General features: G+C 71.6%; 20 protein-coding genes. 14 read left to right on the top strand and 6 right to left on the bottom strand.

Translation table 11 applies throughout. The features are described 5' to 3' along the window. Positions 1-95 precede the first annotated feature (95 nt). Positions 96-758 carry a biliverdin-producing heme oxygenase gene (locus ACX9I7_RS29370; RefSeq protein WP_229820185.1) on the top strand — a complete coding sequence of 221 codons (663 nt, stop codon included), beginning with the start codon at positions 96-98 and terminating at the stop codon, positions 756-758. A gap of 158 nt (positions 759-916) precedes the next feature. On the opposite strand, the gene ACX9I7_RS29365 is transcribed toward ACX9I7_RS29370, so the two are convergent. Continuing rightward, the gene (locus ACX9I7_RS29365) at positions 917-2,437 is read right to left on the bottom strand and encodes an HtaA domain-containing protein (protein ID WP_459389036.1); all 1,521 of its coding nucleotides are present in this window, start codon (positions 2,435-2,437) and stop codon (positions 917-919) included. A 56-nt stretch (positions 2,438-2,493) separates the two neighbouring features. Beyond that, positions 2,494-3,984: an HtaA domain-containing protein gene (locus ACX9I7_RS29360; protein WP_459389035.1), complete on the bottom strand. Its 1,491-nt coding sequence runs from the start codon at positions 3,982-3,984 to the stop codon at positions 2,494-2,496. Positions 3,985-4,177: 193 nt separating this feature from the next. Between ACX9I7_RS29360 and ACX9I7_RS29355 the strand changes: the two genes are divergently transcribed. The 7 genes from ACX9I7_RS29355 (at position 4,178) to ACX9I7_RS29325 (ending at position 11,772) form a co-directional block, all read left to right on the top strand. Next, a complete protein-coding gene (locus tag ACX9I7_RS29355; protein ID WP_459389037.1) occupies positions 4,178-5,128 on the top strand; it encodes a heme/hemin ABC transporter substrate-binding protein in 951 nt (316 codons plus the stop codon). Position 5,129: 1 nt separating this feature from the next. Further along, on the top strand, positions 5,130-6,206 hold the full coding sequence (locus tag ACX9I7_RS29350; protein WP_459389034.1) for a FecCD family ABC transporter permease: 1,077 nt from the start codon (positions 5,130-5,132) through the stop codon (positions 6,204-6,206). Then, entirely contained in the window at positions 6,197-7,060 is an 864-nt protein-coding gene (locus ACX9I7_RS29345; RefSeq protein WP_459389033.1) for a heme ABC transporter ATP-binding protein, read from the top strand. Before ACX9I7_RS29350 ends, ACX9I7_RS29345 begins: the two co-directional genes overlap by 10 nt. Positions 7,061-7,198: 138 nt before the next feature. After that, a complete protein-coding gene (gene efeO, locus ACX9I7_RS29340) occupies positions 7,199-8,332 on the top strand; it encodes an iron uptake system protein EfeO (protein ID WP_459389032.1) in 1,134 nt (377 codons plus the stop codon). A gap of 15 nt (positions 8,333-8,347) precedes the next feature. Further along, positions 8,348-9,898, top strand: coding sequence for an iron uptake transporter deferrochelatase/peroxidase subunit (efeB, locus tag ACX9I7_RS29335; protein WP_459389031.1), 1,551 nt, complete (start codon positions 8,348-8,350; stop codon positions 9,896-9,898). Between the two features lie 31 nt (positions 9,899-9,929). Next, a complete protein-coding gene (efeU, locus tag ACX9I7_RS29330) occupies positions 9,930-10,928 on the top strand; it encodes an iron uptake transporter permease EfeU (RefSeq protein WP_459389030.1) in 999 nt (332 codons plus the stop codon). Further along, positions 10,912-11,772: a hypothetical protein gene (locus ACX9I7_RS29325; RefSeq protein WP_459389029.1), complete on the top strand. Its 861-nt coding sequence runs from the start codon at positions 10,912-10,914 to the stop codon at positions 11,770-11,772. Before efeU ends, ACX9I7_RS29325 begins: the two co-directional genes overlap by 17 nt. Before the next feature lie 117 nt (positions 11,773-11,889). Here ACX9I7_RS29325 and ACX9I7_RS29320 read toward each other — a convergent pair whose 3' ends face one another. After that, the gene (locus tag ACX9I7_RS29320) at positions 11,890-12,627 is read right to left on the bottom strand and encodes a bifunctional DNA primase/polymerase (RefSeq protein WP_387574537.1); all 738 of its coding nucleotides are present in this window, start codon (positions 12,625-12,627) and stop codon (positions 11,890-11,892) included. Between the two features lie 243 nt (positions 12,628-12,870). Here ACX9I7_RS29320 and ACX9I7_RS29315 point away from each other — a divergent pair, with 243 nt between their 5' ends. Together ACX9I7_RS29315 and ddaH are read left to right on the top strand one after the other, a co-directional pair. After that, positions 12,871-13,056, top strand: a complete 186-nt coding sequence (locus ACX9I7_RS29315) for a DUF6243 family protein (protein ID WP_459389028.1) — start codon at positions 12,871-12,873, stop codon at positions 13,054-13,056. 31 nt (positions 13,057-13,087) lie between these two features. Beyond that, positions 13,088-13,990: a dimethylargininase gene (gene ddaH, locus ACX9I7_RS29310; protein WP_459389027.1), complete on the top strand. Its 903-nt coding sequence runs from the start codon at positions 13,088-13,090 to the stop codon at positions 13,988-13,990. 12 nt (positions 13,991-14,002) lie between these two features. Here ddaH and ACX9I7_RS29305 read toward each other — a convergent pair whose 3' ends face one another. The 3 genes from ACX9I7_RS29305 to ACX9I7_RS29295 form a co-directional block, all read right to left on the bottom strand. Beyond that, positions 14,003-14,560, bottom strand: a complete 558-nt coding sequence (locus ACX9I7_RS29305; RefSeq protein ID WP_387574544.1) for a Uma2 family endonuclease — start codon at positions 14,558-14,560, stop codon at positions 14,003-14,005. A gap of 109 nt (positions 14,561-14,669) precedes the next feature. Beyond that, positions 14,670-15,707 carry a small ribosomal subunit Rsm22 family protein gene (locus tag ACX9I7_RS29300; protein WP_387574546.1) on the bottom strand — a complete coding sequence of 346 codons (1,038 nt, stop codon included), beginning with the start codon at positions 15,705-15,707 and terminating at the stop codon, positions 14,670-14,672. A gap of 10 nt (positions 15,708-15,717) precedes the next feature. Continuing rightward, positions 15,718-16,911, bottom strand: a complete 1,194-nt coding sequence (locus tag ACX9I7_RS29295; protein WP_387574708.1) for a multidrug effflux MFS transporter — start codon at positions 16,909-16,911, stop codon at positions 15,718-15,720. A gap of 236 nt (positions 16,912-17,147) precedes the next feature. Between ACX9I7_RS29295 and ACX9I7_RS29290 the strand changes: the two genes are divergently transcribed. From ACX9I7_RS29290 to ACX9I7_RS29275, 4 genes are all read left to right on the top strand, one after another. After that, complete coding sequence (locus ACX9I7_RS29290; RefSeq protein ID WP_459389026.1) at positions 17,148-18,020, top strand: PhzF family phenazine biosynthesis protein; 873 nt, start codon at positions 17,148-17,150, stop codon at positions 18,018-18,020. 170 nt (positions 18,021-18,190) lie between these two features. After that, complete coding sequence (locus ACX9I7_RS29285) at positions 18,191-18,766, top strand: hypothetical protein (RefSeq protein ID WP_459389025.1); 576 nt, start codon at positions 18,191-18,193, stop codon at positions 18,764-18,766. A gap of 231 nt (positions 18,767-18,997) precedes the next feature. Next, on the top strand, positions 18,998-21,010 hold the full coding sequence (locus ACX9I7_RS29280; protein WP_459389024.1) for an FG-GAP-like repeat-containing protein: 2,013 nt from the start codon (positions 18,998-19,000) through the stop codon (positions 21,008-21,010). Positions 21,011-21,261: 251 nt separating this feature from the next. Next, positions 21,262-21,750, top strand: a complete 489-nt coding sequence (locus tag ACX9I7_RS29275) for a hypothetical protein (RefSeq protein WP_189451877.1) — start codon at positions 21,262-21,264, stop codon at positions 21,748-21,750. Positions 21,751-21,862: the final 112 nt, after the last annotated feature.

The raw sequence follows: 21,862 nt of genomic DNA, 5'->3' as shown, positions 1-21,862 counted from the left end.
TAGGGAGGATGGGCGGTGACGGCGCGCGCTCCGGCGCACCCGTTACCGCCTGTTTTCTCCCTGCTTCTTCCGCCCTCGGTCACCGGAGGTCCGCCTTGGACGCCCCCGCCACGACTCCGTTCTCCACGCTCATCCGTACCGCCTCGCACGAGCAGCACACGGAAGCGGAGAACTCGTCGTTCATGAGCGACATGCTGGGCGGCCGCCTCGGGGTGGCCGCCTACCGCCGCTACACGGAGCAGCTCTGGTTCGTGTACCAGGCCCTGGAGTCCGCCTCCGGCGTCCTCGCCGACGATCCCGTGGTCGGCCCGTTCATACGGCCCGAGCTGACGCGCTCCGGCGAGCTGGAGCGCGATCTGGCCCACCTCGGCGGCCCCGGGTGGCGTACGGGCATCACGCCCCTGCCCGCGACGGCGGCGTACGCGGCCCGGATCGAGGAGTGCGTCCGCGACTGGCCCGCCGGCTATGTCGCCCACCACTACACGCGCTACCTGGGCGACCTCTCCGGCGGCCAGATCATCCGCGGCACGGCCGAGAAGACGTGGGGCTTCGCCCGCAAGGGCGACGGCGTCCGCTTCTACGTCTTCGAGGGCATCCCCAACCCGGCCGCCTTCAAGCGCGAGTACCGCGAGCTGCTCGACGCCCTGCCGCTGGACGACCTGGAGAAGCAGCGCGTCATCGACGAGTGCAAGCGCGCGTTCGCCCTCAACACGGCGGTCTTCAGGGAGTTGGGCGAGGAGTTCCCCCTGAGTGCGTGAACTGGTTGTGGGCAGGCGTTCCGCAGGGCTGGGGGCACCTCCCAGCGGTAGCTGGGGGAGGGTGGGCACAACGCCCACGACGGCCCGCACCGGCAAACGAAACCCGCGCCCCCGGTGACCGTAACCGGGGGCGCGGGCCGTTTCAGTGCGAAGGGGCGTCACCCCTTCGCGAGCACCGACCGCCGCCGCGTCGCATAGACCGCCGCCCCACCCGCCAGCACGAGCGCCCCCGCCCCGCCGAGGAGCGCCCCGGTGGGCACACCGGCACCCGTCGCCGCGAGCGAAGCCTCGCCGCCGGTGACGCCCCCACCACCGGTGGGCGCACCGGCCGCGGCGGAGGCCGCCACCTGCCCATCGGCGGCCGGAAGCTTGGCACCCTTGCCGACCGTGACGGCGAGGCTCACCGGGTCGAGCGCGGTCCCCTCCTTGTACATGGCGCGGCCCTCGTACGAGAAGACGCCCGCGCCCTCGGCGGTCAGCGTCGCCGGTACGGCGGAGAGGGTGACCACCCCGTCCCGCGCCTTGAGGGCGTTCGCGTCGAGCTTCAGCTTCGCGAGCGTCACCGTGCCCTTGGCGGCCACGTCCGCGCTGAGCGTGGCGTCGCCGGAACCGGACGCCTTGACCTTGAAGTTGCTGAACCGCAGGTCCAGCTGGCCCTCGTGGCCCGTGAAGCGGACCTCTCCCTTGAAGGCGACGTCGAGCGTGTTCGCGGCCGCGTCGTACGTGCCGGCGGCCTTGGTGAAGCGGTAGCCGTCGGCGAGCTTCGCGGCGTCGCCGAAGACCTCGGCCTTGCCCTGGGCGAACCCGCCGGTGACGTAGTCGCGGAAGGACTTCTTCAGACCCCAGTCGAGCCTGCCGTCGTCGACGGTTCCGGAGCCGGGCTTGTCGTCGGCCTTGGCGGGAGCCTTGGCGGGAGCCTTGGCAGGAGTCTCGGTAGGAGCCTTGCCGGGAGCCTTGTCGTCCTTCGGCGCCCCGCCGTCCTCCGAAGGCTTCGGCTTCGGGTCCGGCTTCGGGTCCGGCTGGGGCTGCGGCCGGGCATCCGTCACCGCCGTCGTCGTGAACGTCGCCTTGTCGAGCTCGGCGCCCTGCTTGTACATGGAACGGCCCTGATACGAGAAGACCTTCGCGCCCTCGGCCGTCAACGTCGCGGGTATCCCGTCGAACGTGACCTTGCCGCCCGCGCCCATGGTGCGCTTCGCCGCCGCCAGGTCCAGCGCGGCGATCGGCACGTCGTCCTGGGTCGCGCCGTCCTTCGTGACGTCGGCGGTGATGCGGCCGGTCTTGCCGCCGGCGTCGCCCGCGAGCTTCAGGTCGGCGAAGGTGATGTCCAGTTCCCCGTCGTGACCGGTGAAGCGCACGCCGCCCTTGAAGGTGCTGCTGACCGCGTGCGTGGACATGTCGTACGTGCCCTTGCCGTCGGCGAAGGCGAAGGAACCGTCCCCGGCGCGCCGCGCGCCGTCGGTGACCTTGATGGCGCCGTTGGCGAAGCCGCCCTCGACGTAGTCGCGGAAGGACTTCTTCAGGCCCCAGCCCAGGGTGCCGTCCTTCAGCGTCATCGGCGGCGGCCCGCCCGCCGCGTGGGCGGCCGGGGCGGCGAGGGCGGTGGCGCCCAGGGTCGCGGCGGCCGTGGCGACGGCGGCCGCGAGGGCGAGGGGGCGTCGGCGTGCGGCGACGGTCATGGTCTGTTGTCTCCTCGGTCGGGGGTGCTGGTGGATTCGGGGGGAAGGGAGAAGGTCTACGGAGTCGCGCGGCTCGTCGTCCGGCGTCGGCGGGTCACCAGGAAGGTGGCGACCGCCGCCGCCACGACCACGGCGGCGGCCGCCGCGACGGGCACCACGGGGAAGGAAGCGGAACCGGACGCCGCCGAGGAGGCGGCGGACTTCGTACGCGGCTCCGCCGGGGACGGGGAGGAGTCGCCCGGCGCGGTGCCGAGGTCCGGCAGCGGCGGCAGCGCGGCCTTGGCGTCCAGCGGGACGGCCAGGGAGACCGGATCCATGTCCGTGCCCTCCTGGTACATCCCGCCGAAGGCCCTCGCACCCTCGGCCGTGAGCTTCGCCGGGGCCTCGGCGACGGCGGCGAGCCCGTCCTTCTCCTCGATCCGGGAGGCGTCGAAGGTGACGAGCGGTACGCGCTTGGCAGCCGCACGGCCGCCGCCGGTCACGTCCGCCATGTCCGTCACATCCGTCACATCCGTCACGTCCGCCGACAGCGTGCCCCGGCCGTCCTTCACCGCGACCGTGACCCCGCCGAGGGTGAGGTCCAGGTGCTTGCCGGTGAAGCGGAGGGTGCCGGCGAACGCGGCGTCCAGAGAACCCGCGTCGTACGTGCCCTTGCCGTGCGGGAAGCGGAAGAGCGCGCCGCCGTCCTGGGCGCCGTCGGCGAGCTTCCAGGTGCCCTGGGCGATGGACCCGGTGACGTACTCGCGGAACGTGCGCCGCACGCCCCAGTCGACGACCGCCTCCGTGAACTCGCCCTTGGGCGCCCGCTTTTCCTCCCCCGCCGTGGACGGGCTCGCGCTCGTGCTCGCGCTCGGTGACGCCGCCCGGTCGGCGGACGCCAGGACGTCGGCGGAGAGGGTGACGGGGTCGAGGGCCGTGCCCTGGGTGTAGTAGCCGGCGAACGCCTTGGCGCCCTGCGCGGTGAGGGTGGCCGGGACGTCGGCGAGGCCGACGTGGGTGCCGGCGCCGCGCAGGTCGACGCCGGAGACGTCGAGGGCGGCGAGCGGCACCTGGGCGGCGGTCGTGACCTCGCCCGTGCCCTTGGCCTTGCTCGTCATGTCGGCGTAGAGGGTTCCGGCGCCGCCCGCGACGCGGACGGTGGGACGGCTGATGGTCAGATCCAGCTCATGGGAGCCGTCCGGCTTGCGGTGCCCGGTGAAGTGCACGCCGCCGGAGAAGGCCGCCTCGAAGGCGCCGCTTCCGGGCGTGTGGGAGCCCTTGGCGGAGTGGAAGCGGAACCGGCTGCCGCCGGTCGTCGCCGCCCCGCCCTGGAGCTCCCAACCGCCCTGCGCGATGGGCCCGGTGACATAGCTCTGGAAGGAGGACTTGATCCCCCAGTCGAGCCGCCCGCCGGACACCTCCCGGGTCACCTCGCGCGCTCCGGACGCGTCGCGCCCGTCCGCCGCGCGGGCGGCCGGGACGAGCGCCGTCGCGGCCACCGACAGCGCCGTCAGCAGTGCCGCGAGGAGCGCGACGGCAGGCGCGCGGGCAGGTCTGGACGGCAGCATCGAGGAACCCCTCCGGAGCGATGGTGAATAAGGTAAGGCTAACCTAAGCTACAGCTCAGCGGGTGGATAGCCCATCCGGAGGAATCCGCACCGGAAAGGCGGGAACGTGTTTCAACGGCACTCGACAGGAGCCCTGTTGCGCGTCCCACGCCTCGCCGGCGGGCTCGTCGGCGCCCTCGCGGGCCTGCTCGCCATGGCCGTCGTCCTCACCGGCTGCGGCACGGCGGGCGGGGATTCCGGAAAGCCCTCGGGAGCGTCCTCGACCGCCGACCGCGTCGAACCGCTCACGCCGGCGCCCGCGCCCCGACTGCCCGTCACCGTGCGCTCGGCCGACGGCCGGGACGTCACCGTCGGGGGCGCCGACCGGATCGTTCCGCTGTCCGGCTCGCTCTCCGAGATCGTCTTCAGCCTCGGCCTCGGCGACCGCGTCGTGGCCCGGGACATCACCGCCACCTTCGAACAGGCCCGCCGGCTGCCCGTCGTGACGCGCGCGCACGACGTCTCGGCGGAGAGCGTGCTCTCGCTGCGGCCCACGCTCGTCCTCGCCGAGGCCACCACCGGCCCGGCCGAGGCCATCGGCCAGATCCGCGCGGCGGGCGTCCCCCTCGTCGTCCTCGACCCGGCGAAGAAGCTCGGCGACGTCGGCACCCGGATCGGCAAGGTGGCGGCCGCGCTCGGCGTCCCCGCCGCGGGCGCGGAACTCCGCGAGCGCGCGGAGAGCCGTATAGAGGCGGCGAAGCAAGGCGTTCCCCATGGGAAGAGACCGCGCGTCGCCTTCCTCTACCTGCGCGGCTCGGCGTCCGTCTACCTCCTCGGCGGCGCGGGCTCGGGGGCCGACTCGCTCATCGAGGCGGCGGGCGGCGTCGACGCGGGCGTGGACTCGGGCCTGAGGAAGGACTTCACGCCCATCACCAGCGAGGCCCTCGCCAAGGCCGCGCCCGATGTGATCCTCGTGATGAGCAAGGGCCTGGACTCGGTCGGCGGCGTGGACGGGCTGCTCAGGATCCCGGGCGTCGGCCAGACCCCGGCCGGGCTCGACCGCCGGATCGCCTCCGTCGACGACGGCGTCCTGCTGAACTTCGGCCCGCGCACCGACGCCGTCCTCAAGTCCCTCGTCGAGCAGATCCACAAGGGCGGGGCGTGACATGACGACCACCGTCGAGGAAACCGTGCCACGGGCGGCGCCCGGCGCGCGTCCCGCCGTGCCCGTGCTGCTGGGCGGGGCGATGGCCGTCGCCCTCGCCGTCCTCTGCCTGCTCTCCGCCGGGCTCGGCGCCTACGACATCCCCGTCGGCGACGTGCTGGGCTCGCTCCTCCACCGCGCCGGGTTCGGGGGCGCGGCCCTCGACCGCGTGGGCGAGAGCGTGCTGTGGAACGTCCGGCTGCCGCGCGTGGCGCTGGCGCTGCTGGTCGGGGCGTCGCTGGGGTGCGCGGGGGCGCTGACGCAGGGCGTGTTCGGCAACCCGCTCGCCGAGCCCGGCGTCATCGGGATCTCGTCGGGCGCGGCCGTGGGCGCGGTCGCCTCCATCTCACTGGGCCTGAGCCTCTTCGGCACGTGGACGGTGACGGTCTGCGCGTTCGCGGGCGGGCTGGTGACGGTGGCGCTGGTGTACGCGCTGTCGCGGTCGGGCGGGCGTACGGAGGTGGTGACGCTCATCCTCACCGGCATCGCGGTCAACGCCTTCGCGGGCGCGCTCATCGGGCTGTGCGTCTTCGTCGCGGACAACGCGCAGATCACGCAGATCACCTTCTGGCAGCTGGGCTCCCTCGCCCAGGCGACCTGGCCCAAGGTGCTGGCCGTCCTTCCGTGCGCCCTGGCGGGGCTGGCGATCGCGCCCTGGTACGCCCGGAAGCTGGACCTGCTGGCGCTGGGCGAACGCCCGGCGCGGCACCTGGGCGTGGACGTCGAACGGCTGCGGATGGTGCTGGTGCTGGTGGTCGCGCTGCTGACGGCGGCGGCGGTGGCCGTCGCGGGCGTCATCACGTTCGTCGGGCTGCTGGTGCCGCATCTGCTGCGCATGGCGGCGGGCCCGGGACACCGCTTCCTCGTGCCGGGCAGCGCGCTGGGCGGCGCGCTCGTCCTCGTCGCCGCCGACCTCGCGGCCCGCACGGCCGCCCAGCCGGCGGAACTGCCCCTGGGCGTCCTGACAGCACTGCTCGGCAGCCCGTTCTTCTTCTGGCTGCTACGGAAGTCCCGACGGAGTCAGGGGGGTTGGGCGTGACGAGAACGCTTTTGCGGGGGCTGCGCCGCCGCGCCCGGCGGCTCCCCTCCCCCGTCCCCCTCGGCACCGTACGGGCCGAGGCCTGTGCCCTGCGGGTGCGGCTCGGCGGCCGTACCGTCCTGTCCGAGGTCGACCTGCGCGTCGCCGCCGGCGAGGTCGTCGCCCTCGTCGGCCCGAACGGCGCCGGCAAGTCGACGCTGCTCGCCGCGCTCGCCCAGGACCTGCCCACCGAGTCCGGCGAGGTGCGCGTCGACGGCCGTCGGGCGGACGAATGGAGCGCCGGCGAACTCGCCCTGCGCAGGGCCGTGCTGCCGCAGTCGGCCCGGCTCTCGTTCCCGTTCGCCGTCGAGGAGGTCGTCCGGATGGGCCGGGCCCCCTGGGCCGGAACGCCCGCCGAGGACGAGGACGATCCGGCCGTCCGGGAGGCGATGGCCGCCGCCGAGGTGGCCGGATTCGCCTCCCGGCCGTTCGCGGAGCTGTCGGGCGGCGAACGGGCCCGGGTCGCGCTGGCCCGGGTGCTCGCGCAGCGCACCCCGCTGCTGCTGCTCGACGAGCCGACGGCCGCGCTGGACCTGCGCCACCAGGAGCTGGTGCTGCGGGTGTGCCGGGAGCGCGCGGCCGCCGGGGCCGCGGTGGTCGTCGTCCTCCACGACCTCGGGCTCGCGGGCGCCCACGCGGATCGCGTGGCCGTGCTCCACGAGGGCCGGATCGCGGCGGACGGCCCGCCCGGCCGGGTCTACGCGCCCGAATTGCTGAGCCGTGTCTATTCGCAGCCGATCGAAGTAATTGATCATCCACGCACGGGAGAACCTTTGGTCCTGCCGAGACGGGATGGCCGAGATTTTGCCTCGTGAGAGCAGAATCACGCACCCGGTGGGGAACAGGGTAGGCAAGCCTCAGATAAGTTAGGGCGGCCTTATTCGGCCATGCTCTTTCGGCCATGACCGAGCCATGGCCGATATCCGCCCTCTCCGAGCAAGCCTGGAGCCCACATGCGAGTCCTCCGCTCCTCCGCCGTCACCGCCGTCGCCGCGGTGGCGGCCCTGACCGCCGTGTCCGGCTGTGCAGAGAAGTCCGACGGGAAGAGCTCGGACGGCGCCGTCAATGTGGCGGCCTCCGACGACAAGTGCGAGGTCTCCAAGACCACGTTCCCGGCCGGGCACGTCAAGATCAATGTGGAGAACAAGGGCTCCAAGGTCACCGAGGTTTATGTCTACGCCCCCGATGACCGAATTGTCACCGAGCGCGAGAACATAGGCCCGGGCACCAAGGCGGAGATCACGGCGACGATCAAGGCGGGTTCGTACGAAATCGCCTGCAAGCCCGGCATGAAGGGCGACGGCATCCGCCAGAAGATCACCGTCACCGGTGGCGGCGCGGAGAAGAAGAGCGACCCGGCGCTGGACAAGGCGGTCGCCGAGTACCGCAAGTACGTGCAGCAGCAGGCCGACGACACCATCCCGGCCGCGCAGAAGTTCGTGGACGCCGTCAAGAAGGGCGACCTCGACGAGGCGAAGAAGAACTACGCCTCCTCCCGCACCGGCTGGGAGCGCACCGAGCCGGTCGCCGAGTCCTTCGGCGACATCGACCCGAAGGTCGACGTCCGCGAGGACGGCCTGGAGAAGGACCAGAAGTGGACCGGCTGGCACAAGCTGGAGAAGTCGCTCTGGGACGCCAAGGCCGTCACGGACGAGGACAAGACCCTCGCCGACCAGCTGATGAAGGACCTCGAGGACTGGCGCAAGCGCGTCGGCACCGCCGAGATCACGCCGACCAGCATGGCCAACGGCGCCAAGGAGCTCCTCGACGAGGTCTACCGGAACAAGATCACCGGTGAGGAGGAGCGCTACAGCCACACCGACCTGGTCGACTTCGAGGCCAACGTCGACGGCGCCGAGAAGGCGTACGAGCTGCTGAAGCCGGTCGCCGCCAAGAACGACGCGGATCTCGTCAAGACCCTGGACGCGCAGTTCGCCGCCGTGAAGAAGGCGCTCGGCGACTACCGCGACGGCGACGGCTTCAAGTCGTACGACACCGTGGGCAAGGACGACCGCAAGAAGCTCTCGGACGCCGTGAACGCGCTGTCCGAGCCGCTGTCGAAGCTCGCCGCCGCGGTCGCGAAGTAAGGCGGGGGAACGACGATGACGGAATCCTCGAACCCGAAGTCCTCCTCCTCGGAAGCCGCGGAGGAGGCGGAAGCCGCCACGAGCGCGGGGGCCGTTGAGGCCACCACGAGCGCCGCGACCGCCGAGACCGCGGGGTCCGCGGAAACGGCTGAGGCCGCCGAGGCCACCGCGAACGCCGGTGGTGCCGAGGCCGCCAAGGCCGCCGACGCCGCCACGACCGCCGGTGGTGTCACCGACGAGGCGAAGGCCGGGGCGCCCGACCGGGCGACAGCCGAGGCGACCCGCGAGGCCGCCGACGAGGCGAAGGCCGGCGCCGGGGCCGAGCCCCGGCGGGCGCCCTCGCGTCGTGCCCTGCTCGGCTGGGGCGGTGCGGGCCTCGCGCTCGGCGCCGCCGCGGCCGGCGGCACGGCCGCCGCGCTGCGCGTCGGCTCCGACGCCTCCCCCAGCGCGTCCACCGGCGACGCGGTGCCGTTCCACGGCGCCCACCAGGCCGGCATCGCCACGCCCGTCCAGGACCGGCTGCACTTCGCCTCCTTCGACGTGACGACGACCGACCGGGCCGCGCTGGTCAAGCTGCTCCAGGAGTGGACGGCCGCCGCCGCGGCGATGACCGCCGGGCACGAGGTCGGCGCGGGCGCGATCAGCGCCAACGAGGAGCTGCCGCCGGACGACACCGGCGAGGCCCTCGGCCTCAAGCCGTCCCGGCTGACCCTGACCTTCGGCGTCGGCCCCGGCCTGTTCGAGAAGGACGGCAAGGACCGCTTCGGCCTGAAGGCCCGGCGTCCCCAGGCCCTCATCGACCTGCCGGCCTTCCCCGGGGACAACCTCGACGCCGCGCGCAGCGGCGGCGACCTGTGCGTCCAGGCCTGCGCCGACGACCCGCAGGTCGCGGTGCACGCGATCCGCAACCTCGCCCGCATCGGCATGGGCCGGGTGGCGATCCGCTGGTCGCAGCTGGGCTTCGGCAAGACGTCCTCGACCACGCCCGACGCCCAGACGCCCCGCAACATGATGGGCTTCAAGGACGGCACCCGGAACATCGCGGGCGACGACACCGCCCGTCTCGACAAGCACGTGTGGGTGGGCCAGAAGGACGGCCCCGACTGGATGGTCGGCGGCTCCTACCTCGTCGCCCGCCGCATCCGGATGCACATCGAGACCTGGGACCGGACCTCGCTGGCCGAGCAGGAGGACGTCTTCGGCCGCGACAAGTCCGAGGGCGCGCCCGTGGGCAAGCAGCGCGAGCACGACGAGCCGCTGCTGAAGGCGATGAAGCCGGACGCGCACGTGCGTCTCGCGCACCCGGACTCCAACAACGGTGTGACGATCCTGCGCCGCGGCTACTCCTTCACGGACGGCACGGACGGCCTGGGCCGGCTCGACGCGGGGCTGTTCTTCATCGCGTACCAGCGCGACGTCCGGGACGGTTTCGTGCCGCTGCAGACGAACCTTTCGCGCCACGACGCGCTGAACGAGTACATCCAGCACGTGGGCTCGGCGGTCTTCGCCGTCCCGCCGGGCGTCCGGGACAAGGGCGACTGGTGGGGCAAGGCCCTCTTCGTCTGACCGCTGGTCCCTTTCTGAGAGGAGATGCCGGGTGTTCGGCAACTACCTGATCGGCCTGCGCGAGGGCCTGGAGGCCAGCCTGGTCGTCTGCATCCTCGTCGCCTACCTGGTCAAGACCGGCCGCAGGGACGCCCTGCGGCCGGTGTGGACGGGCATCGCGGCGGCGGTGCTGCTGAGCATGGCCTTCGGTGCCGTGCTGCAGTTCGGTTCGCAGACGATGACGTTCAAGGCCCAGGAGGCGCTCGGCGGCACCCTGTCGGTCATCGCCGTCGGCCTGGTGACGTGGATGGTCTTCTGGATGCGGCGCACCGCGCGGCATCTGAAGAAGGAGCTCCACGGCAAGCTCGACGCGGCGCTCGCGATGGGCACGGGCGCGCTGGTCGTCACGGCGTTCCTGGCCGTCGGCCGGGAGGGCCTGGAGACGGCGCTGTTCATCTGGACGGCCGTGCAGGCGACGAACGACGGCGTGCGGCCGCTGGTCGGCGCGCTGCTGGGGCTGCTGACGGCCGTGGTGCTGGGCTGGCTGTTCTACCGTGGCGCGCTGAAGATCAACCTGGCGAAGTTCTTCACGTGGACCGGCGCCATGCTGATCGTGGTCGCGGCGGGCGTCCTCGCCTACGGCTTCCACGACCTCCAGGAGGCCGACGTCCTGCCGGGCCTGGGGAACAGGGCCTTCGACGTCAGCGAGCAGATCCCGGCGGACAGCTGGTACGGCACGCTGCTGAAGGGCGTCTTCAACTTCCAGCCGGACCCGACATGGCTTCAGGTGGGGGTGTGGGCGCTGTACGTGGTGCCGACCCTGCTGGTGTTCTTCGCTCCGGGGCGGGCGGGTAGGGTTGCGCCGTCCCGGGCAGTCACGGAGGAGTCGAAGCGCGATGAGGTTCCCGCATCGGGTGTTCCCGCGTCGGGTGTTCCCGCGTCGGGCGGCGATTCTGACGGTGGTGCCGGTGCTGCTGACGGCGACGGCGACCGGGTGCGTGACGGTGCACGGGGAACGGGCGGTCATCCCGGCGGTGAGCGGGAAGGCTGAGGCCGAGAAGGTCCTCCGCCGTTTCACCGACGGCTACAACGACGCGTACCGCAAGCTCGACCCGGCCCTCGTGGACCGGGTCGAGACCGGTGCGCCGGCCGAGATAGCCCGGGCCGACCTGGCCGCGCAGCGCGCGCTGACGCCGGGCGGCAACCCGGGCTATCCGCCGCTCGTCCTCGACGACGCGCGGTTCACGATCCCGAAGATGGCGGGCTGGCCGAAGTTCTTCGTCGCCGACACCCACAGCAACCGTGACCAGCACCGCTGGCTGCTGGTCTTCACCCGCGCCGACGCGGGCCGGCCGTGGAAGGCCGCGTACCTCTCGCTGCTGAACCAGGGGAGCGTCCCGGAGTTCGCGCTGGACAAGGACGGCTACGCGCAGGCGGTACCGGGCGAGGACAAGGAACCTCTCGCCGTCCGGCCGGAGGCACTCAGCCCCGCGTACACCGACTATCTGCGCTCGGGCACGGGCGATGTCTTCGCCCCCGGCACCTCCACCACGCAGATCCGGGCGGAGCGCGCGAAGCTCGCCCGGACGCCCACGTTCTGGGCCGAGTACATCGACACCCCGGAAAAGGCACCGGGCTTCCCGGCCCCGGCCCTGCGCACCAAGGACGGCGGCGCGCTCGCCTTCTTCACGGCACACCACCGCGAGCGCCGCACGGCGGTCGCGGGCGTCCGCCCGGAGGTCACCGACCCGCGCACGAAGGCGCTCCTGAAGGGCGACCTCAAGCAGGCGGTGACCTACACGCGCGTCTCGGAGTCGGCGGTCACCATCCCCCGCAAGGGCCCGGTCGTCTTCCTCAACAGAATCGAGTCCCTGACGGAGGCGCGGGCGGAGTAGGAACCCGGTTGTGGGCAATCGTTCCGCATGGCTGGGGGCACCTCCCAGCGGTAGCTGGGGGAGGGTGGGCACAACCCGACCACCGGCCTCAGCGCCGCAAGCGCCGCTCAGCGCACGTCAGCGCCCGATCGGCCAGGGATGAGCCGGCTCATGGTCATCCTGCCGCTCCCCCGCGTAAGCCGCACACGCGTCGGTCAACGCCTCAAGCAACGAAAGCGGATCCGGCAGCGGCCGGTCGGACCCGAACCCGACCACCCACGCGACCCGCTCCTCCCCCGGCAGCACGGACGGCGGCAACAGCACATAGCTGCCCCGGCAGTGCCACCGCAGCCCCGGATGCTCGTCCATCGTCTCGGGATGGCAGTCCAGCTCGCAGGGCCACCACTCGTCCTCGTCGTCGGGGGTGCCGCGGGTGGCGGTGAAGAAGAGCATGCGGTCGGGGGCGACGGTGGCGACGGGGCCGACCTCCACTCCGGCGGCCGTCAGCCGGTCCAGCGCCTGCCGGCCGGCCTCGGCGGGGACGTCGAGGACGTCGTGGGCGATGCCGGTGGCGGTGACGAAGTTGGCCTCCGGCTGGCCGCGCAGCCATTTGGCGACCTTGTCGGCGTCGGTCGAGGCCAGGGTCTGCCAGGCGAAGGAGACGGGGTGCCGGCCGGGGGTGGGACACCCGATGCGTTCACAGGAACAGCCGTAGCCCGAAGGGTGCGCGGCGGGCGCCAGGGGGAACCCCGCGGCGGCCGCTGCCAGGAGCAGTTCCTCGCGGGCGGCTCCGATCGCCGCCCCCGTGCCCGTATCGCCGCCCGCTCCGCTCCTGGGGCGGCGCAGCCATTGGGAGAATCTGCTCTTGCGTTCCATCTATCCCCTCACTTCGACCGCGGTCTTCGGTCAATGCTGCCACCATCCTGCTCCTGGTGTGACCGCCGGACGCATCCGGGGGGTGTGAGACCGGCCGCGTCGGGGCCGGTTGAGGGAGGAGTCACCTCGCGTCGAGGACGTCCCTCACCCCATTGACAAGACGAACCGTCTCGTTCAAAGTAGAGCACGTCGCGAGACGCACCGTCTCGCGAGACCGGGATTCGGAACGGGATGGAGAGCACCATGACTCGAGGCAACGCACGCGGCATGCTCGGCGTAGGCGGCACCCGCAGCAACCTCTCCCGCGCCTCTCTGCGCGGCGGCGGCAGGGGCGACAGGGGGGCGGGCGGCGGCACGGACCCCAACGCGCAGAAACGCGAGCTGCTGCGCGCCCTCAAGGCGCAGCGGAACGGTGACACCAGTAGGTGAACGGGCGGCTTGTAAACCACCCGTACGGTTCATGCGCGACGCCCTCACAGCGTGGACCATTTGGGCACGCACGATCCACGTGCGTGCCCAACACCACCGTGAGGAGCGCGACTTGCGTACATCCCCGCGTGCATCCACCCCGCGCCGCTATCTGATGTGCCCGCCCACGTACTACCGGGTCACATATTCGATCAACCCCTGGATGGACCCGGGCAAGCCGGTCGACCTACAGCTCGCCCTCGCGCAGTGGGAGGAGCTCCGCGACCGCTACCGCGCCCTCGGCCACACCGTCGACGAACTCGCCCCGCGCCCCGGTCTGCCCGACATGGTCTTCGCCGCCAACGGCGCCACGGTCGTCGACGGCCGCGTCCTCGGCGCCCGCTTCGCCCACCCCGAGCGCTGGGCCGAGGCGGCGGCGCACCGGGAGTGGTTCCGCGCCCACGGCTACGAGGCGGTGCGCGAGCCGGAGCACATCAACGAGGGCGAGGGTGACTTCGCCGTCACGGCCACCTGGCTCCTCGCGGGGCGCGGCTTCCGCAGCAGCCCCCTCTCGCACCCCGAGGCCCAGGAGTTCTTCGGCCGCCCGGTGATCGGCCTCGACCTGGTGGACCCGCGCTACTACCACCTGGACACGGCCCTGTGCGTCCTCGACGATGCCGCCGACGAGGTCATGTACTACCCCGGCGCCTTCTCCGCCGGCAGCCGGGCGGTCCTGGAGCGCCTCTTCCCCGACGCGCTGATCGCGACCGAGGAGGACGCCGCGGCCCTGGGCCTCAACGCGGTGAGCGACGGGAAGCACGTCCTGCTCCCCCAGGCGGCGGTCGGCCTCTTCGAGCCCCTGCGCGAGAGAGGCTACGAGCCGATCGGCATGGACCTGGGAGAGCTCCTCAAGGGCGGCGGCAGCGTGAAGTGCTGCACGCAGGAGCTGAGATGAGCCCTCGGGCAGTCAGGAGTGGTAGAGGGGGAATTCCGAGGTGTCGACGGTCCAGGCGCCGACGGTGACCTTGTCGCCGAAGGCGTAGTCGTGCCGGGCCCGGTAGCACCGCTGCCCATCGGCGTCGATGCCCTGCGGGTCGGACATGACGGCCACGGTTCCCTTGCGGGGGTCGATCAGCAGGTACAGCGGGATACCCATGGCCGGGTAGTCGTGCATCTTCTTGGCGTAGTCGTTGACATGGTTCGAGGGTGAAACGATCTCGGCCGCCAGGGCGAGGTGGCGCGGATGGATCGCAGTGGGCGTATCCATGGCCTCTTCGGGGAGCACGATGAGGTCGGGGCGGCGCAGGATGCCGAGGGAGGGGTCCTCGACGTCTCCCCCGGTGTAGGCGACCAGGCCATCGGTCAGCTGTTTGTCCAGCTGGCGCCGCAGCCGGTGCGCCACCAGGTCGTGCGTTCCGGAGGGGCTCACCATCATGACGATCGTCCCTCCGGAGATCTCGACCTTCCGTGCTTCCGGAAGGTCGGAGAGCTCTTCGGCGATGGCGCGCATCCGGGCGTAGTCCATGGCATGGCTCCTGCTGAGGACGGGCTGCTGCGTACGCCTTCATCGTCCCACGGACGTACGACAACGGCCGGGCCCCGCGGTTGCGCGCGGGGCCCGGCCGTCGGCCGGTCTAATCCTCTTCGGCAGGCGGGGGCCACTCCCCACCCCACTCCGCGTCGCGCGCCGCGCGGTAGAGCGGACCGTGCCGCTTGGTGACGGTCTCCCGTCCGAGCCCGTCCTCGGGCGTGCACAGCTCCAGCAGCACCTGGCCCTTGCGGATCTGCGGCTTCCGCACGATCCGCGAGGGCGCCGGGGGAATCTCCATGTCCCGCACCGCCGCCACGTACGAGAACTTCTCGTCCTCGTAAGGCAGCGATCCCCCCTTCACCTGCCGGTGCAGCGACGACCGGCTCACGCGCGCCGAGAAATGACACCAGTCCGTGCCCCGCTCGATGGGACAAGCGGCACTGTGCGGGCAAGGCGCGACGACCCGGAAACCGGCCGCGATCAGCCGGTCCCGCGCCTCGATGATCCGCAGATAGCCCTCGGGCGTCCCGGGCTCGACGATCACGACGGCCCGCGCCGCGCGCGCGGCGGCGTCGGTGACCGCGTGCCGGTCGGTCTCGGTGAGCTCGCCCAGCACGTACGAGACCGTGACCAGGTCCGTGCCCTCGGGCAGGTCGAGGCCGGCGTCGATGGCCCGGCGCTGCCAGCGCGCGCCGCTCAGCGCCGGCTCGGACCGTACCGTTCCGGCCAGCTCGGCGCCGAGGGCGAGCGCGGGCTCGGCCCAGTCCAGGACGGTGGTCGTCCGCGCGTCGCCCGGCCAGGCGGCGGCGACCGCCCAGGTCGCGGCGCCCGTGCCACCTCCGACGTCGACGTGGGTGGCGGGATGGAAGTCCGGCAGCCGGTCGCGGAAGGCCTCCAGCGCGGACCGCACGGCCTCGAAGGTCGCGGGCATGCGGTACGCGGCGTAGGCGGCGACGTCGGAGCGGTCCCGCAGGACGGGGGTGTGGGTGGGGGTGCGCCCACGGTAGTTGGCGATCAGCCGCTCGACGGCCTGGGCGGCCTGCTTGGGCGGCAGGCCGTCGAGGAGTCCGGCGAGGGCGGTGCGCAGGGTCTCGCCGGTGACCGGCGCCTCGCCGGTCGGCGCGTGTGCGGGGGCGTGCATTTGGCGAAGTCTATGCGGTGAGCTCATCCGATCGCCGTTGCCAGGGCCTGCACAGCCCCACGAAGCAGACCACCGCGGCGAGCGCGCAGCCGAGCTGCACGAGCGCCATCGGCACCGCCGTGTGCTCGCCCGCGATGCCGACGAGCGGCGAGGCGATCGCGCCCAGCAGGAACGTGGACGTGCCCAGCAGCGCGGACGCCGACCCGGCGGCGTCCCGGGAGCGCATCAGGGCCTGGGCGTTGGTGTTGGGCATGGCCAGGCCCATGGCCGACATCAGGACGAAGAGCCCGGCGGAGACCGGGACGAGCCCCACCTCGCCCAGCGCTCCGGAGGTCATCAGCAGCAGGGCCCCGGCCGCGAGGGTGATCACGGCGAGGCCGACGGCCAGCGTCTTGTCGAGGCTGACGCGTCCCACGAGCACCTTGCCGTTGATCTGGCCGACCAGGACGAGCCCGATGGAGTTGAGGCCGAAGAGCAGGCTGAAGGTCTGCGGGGAGGCGCCGTAGATGTCCTGGACGACGAACGGCGAGGCGGAGATGTAGGCGAAGAGCGCGGCGAAGGCGAAGCCGCCCGCCAGCATGTAGCCGGTGAAGACCCGGTCGGCGAGCAGCCCGCGCATCGTGCGCAGCGCCTGGCCGAGGCCGCCGTCCTGACGGCGGGCGGGCGGCAGGGTCTCGTCCAGCCGCCGCCAGACGACGAGCGTGAGGAGCACGCCGATGCCGGTGAGGACGACGAAGACACCCCGCCAGTCGGTCAGCCGCAGGATCTGCCCGCCGATGAGCGGGGCGACGACGGGGGCGACGCCGGAGATCAGCATGAGGGTGGAGAAGAAGCGGGCCATGGCCACGCCGTCGTACAGGTCGCGGACGACGGCCCGGGCGATGACGATCCCGGCCGCCCCGGCGAGCCCCTGCGCCAGCCGGCAGCCGATCAGCAGCCCGGTCGTGGGCGCGACGGCGCAGGCGGCGGTGGCGAGGACGTAGACGACCATGCCCACGAGCAGCGGGCGCCTGCGCCCCCAGCGATCACTCATCGGCCCGACGATCAACTGGCCGAGCGCCATGCCCATGAGGCACGCGGTGAGGGTGAGCTGAATGGTGGCGGCCGGGGAGCCCAGGGCGGAGGTGACCTCGGGCAGCGCCGGGAGGTACATGTCCATGGAGAGGGGCGGCAGAGCGGTGAGCCCGCCGAGCACGAGCGTCATGACCAGCCCGGCACGCCGCCCCCGCACCTCCGGCTCGTCAGCGCGTACGCGACCGGCCGTGCCCTCGTCAACGGCCTGGGAACGGCCGGAGTCCGTCATCGTCTCTCCATGAAAGTCCGAATACTTGTAGTTTCAAATTACTTCCATGATGTCATGGCCGTGGTTGCCGGTCGCCCCTTACGACAGGTGATGTGCGCTACGGAATAGGGAGCCGGTGGCCAAAAGTTGACCTGCCCATGAAGACACAGACGAACTCCCCCGGCACCGCCGACGTCCTCCGCTACACGGCCTTCTCCTCGGACCCGTCCGGCGGCAACCCCGCCGGTGTCGTCCTGGACGCCTCGGCCCTGGACGACTCGGCACGGCTGGCGATCGCGGCGGAGCTGGGCTACAGCGAGACGGCGTTCCTGACGGCGCCGCCGGAGGGGCTGGGCGAGCCGGGACGGGCGTTCACGCTGCGCTTCTTCAGCCCGCTGGCGGAGGTGTCGTTCTGCGGCCACGCGACCGTGGCGACGGCGGTCGCACTGGCGGAACGGAGAGGTCCGGGCGAGTTCCTCTTCGCGACGCCGGTGGGGACGGTGCCGGTGGAGGTGGACGAGCAGCTGCGCGCCACCCTGACGAGCGTGGACCCGCACACGGAAGAGGTGCCGGCGGAGGCCCTGACGGAAGCCCTGGCGGCCCTGAACTGGCGGGCGACGGACCTGGACCCGGCCTTCCCGATCCGCATCGCGTACGCGGGCGCCCGCCACCTGATCCTGGCAGCGGCCACCAGGCAGCGGCTTTCGCACCTGGACTACGACTTCGACCGCCTGGCGACGCTGATGCGCGCCCACGACCTGACGACGGTCCAGCTGGTGTGGCGGGAGAGCGGGACGGTCTTCCACGTACGGGACCCGTTCCCGGTGGGCGGCGTCGTGGAGGACCCGGCGACGGGCGCGGCGGCGGCCGCGCTGGGCGCGTACCTGCGGGAGCACGGCCTGGTGGGCGCGGCGGCCCGGCTCACCCTCCACCAGGGCGCGGACATGGGACGTCCGGGACTGCTGGGGGTGGAGCTTCGGGAGGGCGACCGGAGGGTGCGGGTGAGCGGTACGGCGACGCGAATCGCCTGAGTACCGGCTTCACGGTTCCGGGGGCGCCATCGGCCGACGCGCGCCCCCAACCGAGCCCGCCCCACGCCTGAATGGCCAATTCCGGGTGTACGGTCCGGATGCGCGGGGGCGCCGGACGAAGCGCCCGGAGCGAGACGGCAGACGGCACCGGATCCGAGGGGGACGGCGAAGTGAACCCGGACGGAGACCCACCTCGACCACCGGCCCACGCGCCCTTCTGGCCCCGCGTCTGGACGTACTGGGTGACGGGCGGCCTCGCGGTGGTCCTGGCGGCGGTGATCCCGGTCCTGCTCCAGAAGGGCCCCTTCGCCCCGAACAAGCCAACCCCCACGGCCTCCCCCACCACCCCGGCACCCCCGCGCCCGGAACTCAACACCACACCCCCACGCCCCAACCCACCCACATCCCCCACCCAGCCCCCCGTCACCGCCAGGATCACCAGCATCGTCCCCCTGGGCGCGGTCACCCCGACGGTGACGAAGGTCCAGGTGACGATGACCTGGACGGGCCTCAAGGGCCGCTCGGGCTACATCAAGTGGCACACGTACAACAACACCACCAAGCTCTCCATGAGCGAGGACAGCACCATCAGCACCCCGGCCCTCAACTGGGACAGCACGGACTGGAAGCCCACCTTCATAGTCCCGACCCCGCCGGTCCACTGGCAGCTCCAGGTGACGGCCTTCGCTCCGGACGGAGCACAACTGACGACGGGCCACTCGAACTTCACGTTCAACACGACGTAGGGCGGATACTCCCCTGCGAATATCCGGTCGAGGCGAGCGATCCGCGCTGCTTATCATCGAGCCTGATTTGTCGAGCGTGAGGCCATTCGCTGAGTGTGCGACCCACGCGCGCTCAGCGAGGAGAAAGCAGCAGTGGCGAGTCACCGTCGTGCGCGGCACGGGGCGCGGGCCCGGCGGTCACCCCGGAAGGCTCCTCTGGTCGCCGTCACAGCGGTGGTGGCCACCCTGATCATGGGTCTGGCTCTCTCGCTCACGACACTGTTCGGCCACTCCGACAACTCATCCGGCCCCGACGGCGTCGACGTCAAGGCCGCCGCCGAGAAGAAGCCCACCCCGCCCACCTGGACGCGGACCTGGAACACCGCCATGGCGACGGCCTATCCGTCCGACCGAACGAATGTGACCGGCCGTCAGACGCTGCGCATGGTCGTGCACGCCGGTGTCGCCGGGGTGTCCTCGCGCATCCACCTGGTGAACACCTTCAGCAAGGAACCCGTGACCATCGGGCGCGCCACCGTCGCCCGTCAGGCGCGCGGTGCCGCCGCGGCGGCAGCCCCGATGGCCCTGACCTTCGGCGGCCGTCCCGGCACCGTCATCGCGCCCGGCGGGAGCGTCTACAGTGACGCGGCCGCGTTCCCCGTCAACGCCGACGAGAATCTGCTGGTCAGCATTTATCTCCCCAACCCCGTTCGCACGGCGCCCTATCACAAATGGGCGCTGACCACGTCGTACACATCCGCCCCCGGGGATACGGGTGACCGCACCATGGATACGGCGGACGGCGGCTTCACCACCAAATTCCCCTACTTCGCCTTTCTCGACGGCGTCGACGTCATGGCGAGCAGCGCCGGCACCGTCGTTCTCCTCGGCGATTCCCAGACCGACGGCGCCCACACCACCGCCGACGGCAATCGCCGCTGGCCCGACGTGTACGCGCGCGCACTCCGGGCGACGGACCGGGACAAGCCGATGACCGTCGTCAACGCCGGTATCTCCGGGAACCGGGTGCTCGCCGACGGCGACCAGGCGGAGGCCGGGCCGAGTGCGCTCAACCGGTTCGACCGCGACGTCCTGGCCGTGCCCAACGTCAAGTCCGTCCTCCTCTACGAAGGCATCAACGACATCGGCCTCGCCGGCTCGTCCGCCCCGGAGGTCATATCCGGGATACGGCAGCTCGCCGCGCGCGCCCATTCGGCGGGGCTCACCTTCACCGTGGCCACGATTCCCCCGTTCAAGGGGTTCGAGAGGTACACCCCGGCGAAGGACAAGGTGCGGCAGGAGGTCAATGACTACATCCGCTCCACCCCGGACATCGACGCGCACGTGGACTTCGACCTGGCCACGCGCGATCCGCTGAATCCCGCCCGGCTCTTCGCCGGCTATTACGGCCGTGGCGACGACCGTCTGCATTTCAGCGACAACGGCAGCCAGGCGCTCTCGGACGCCATCGCCTCCGGCCGCTCCCCCGCCGCGCCCACATCCAACGCTCCCACGCAGACCGTCGCCGCCGACTTCACCGGGGACGGCATTCCCGACCTCATCGCCCGTGAGGCCGACGGTGAGTTGCGGCTCCGGCCCGGCAACAAGGACGTCGACGACAGCAGTCACGGCGACGGGACCTTCGGCGGCCCCAAGACGGTCATGCGCGACTGGAACTACACCCAGGTCGTGGCCGGCGACTTCGACGGCGACGGCCATGACGACCTCATCGCGAAGGACGGCGCCGGAAGCCTGCAGCTCTTCACCGGCAGCGGCAAGGGCGACGGCAGCGGCATCTTCGGCAAGCCCAAGAAGCTCCTCGACGGCTGGGCCGTCACCCAGACCGTCGCAGCCGACTTCAACGGCGACGGAATTCCCGATCTCATCGGCCGCGGCAGCGACGGCGGCCTGTACTTCTGGCCCGGCAACCGCAAAACCGCCTTCGGCCCCGCCCGGCCCGTTCTCAAAAAGTGGAATTTCACCCGCACCGCGGCGGGCGACTTCACGGGTGACGGCAAGGCCGACCTCATTGCCGAGGACGGCGCCGGAAACCTCCAGCTCTTCACGGGCAACGGTAACGGAACCTTCACCGGCCCCAAAAAGGTGCTCGGCGACTGGACGTCCACCGAGCTCTCGGCTTTCGCCCTGCGCAAGGGCGGCATCGCCCATCTCCTCGGCCGAAGCGCGGAAACGGGCGCGCTCCGCACCTGGTTCAACCTGGGGAACGCCCAGTTCAGCCGCCCGCTGCGGCACCCCGACAGCTGACACCGCGCAAGGGCCGGTCACCCCTCCCACCGGCCCAAAAAGCGGAATCTGTGATTTCACATCAGGGAATGCAACTCCACTTCAAGCCACGCCGATCCAGGTGATATCAATAGGTCGGCCGATCCGGCGTAGAGTGGAATCAACCATTCCAGTTTCCTCGCCGGACAGGCATGTGTGCGGTAACCGCGCACGCGCGTTTTTGCCGAACACCAAACGATTTCTTAGCGCATTCATTACGAAGGCAAGGAACAATGAAGGTTATTTCCCGCGTGCTGGCCACCGCCGTCATCGCTAGCAGTGTCGCGATCACCGGCGCCAACGCCGCGATGGCCGCCGACACCCCGCCGCCCATCGTCGAGGACTTCGAGTACCCGCAGGCGGACAAGATCTTCCAGGAGCGCGGCATCAAGCTGAAGAGCGGCGACGGGCACATCATGCTCGCCACCTGCGACAGCTCCCCGGGCCTCATCGAGGTCTACTCGCGCGGCATGCAGGAGCGCGACAAGGTCGGCCAGGGCAAGTTCTGCTTCAAGGTCAACGGCCCCTCCGGCTACCTGAGCCTGGAGCTGCCGACCGTCTACGGCGCCAAGGGCAACGACTACGCGGTCAAGGTCAACATGGTGACCTCCAACGAGTCGAAGTCCTTCGACCTCGACAAGAACAAGTGGACGCCGGTCGGCGAGAGCGCCGACCCGCAGGGCCGTGAGTTCACGCTGCTCGAGATCGTCGCGAAGAAGTAACCCACAGCAGTAACCCACAGCACGTCCTTCTCCTCGGTGGCGCGCGAGCCGGCATCCGCGCGCCACCGGCTGTTCCTCGAAGTCCTCATAGCCTCAAGGTCCGTAAGGAAAG

Source organism: Streptomyces sp. L500 (genome assembly GCF_054551825.1).
This window is presented reverse-complemented; position numbering and strand designations above follow the sequence as displayed.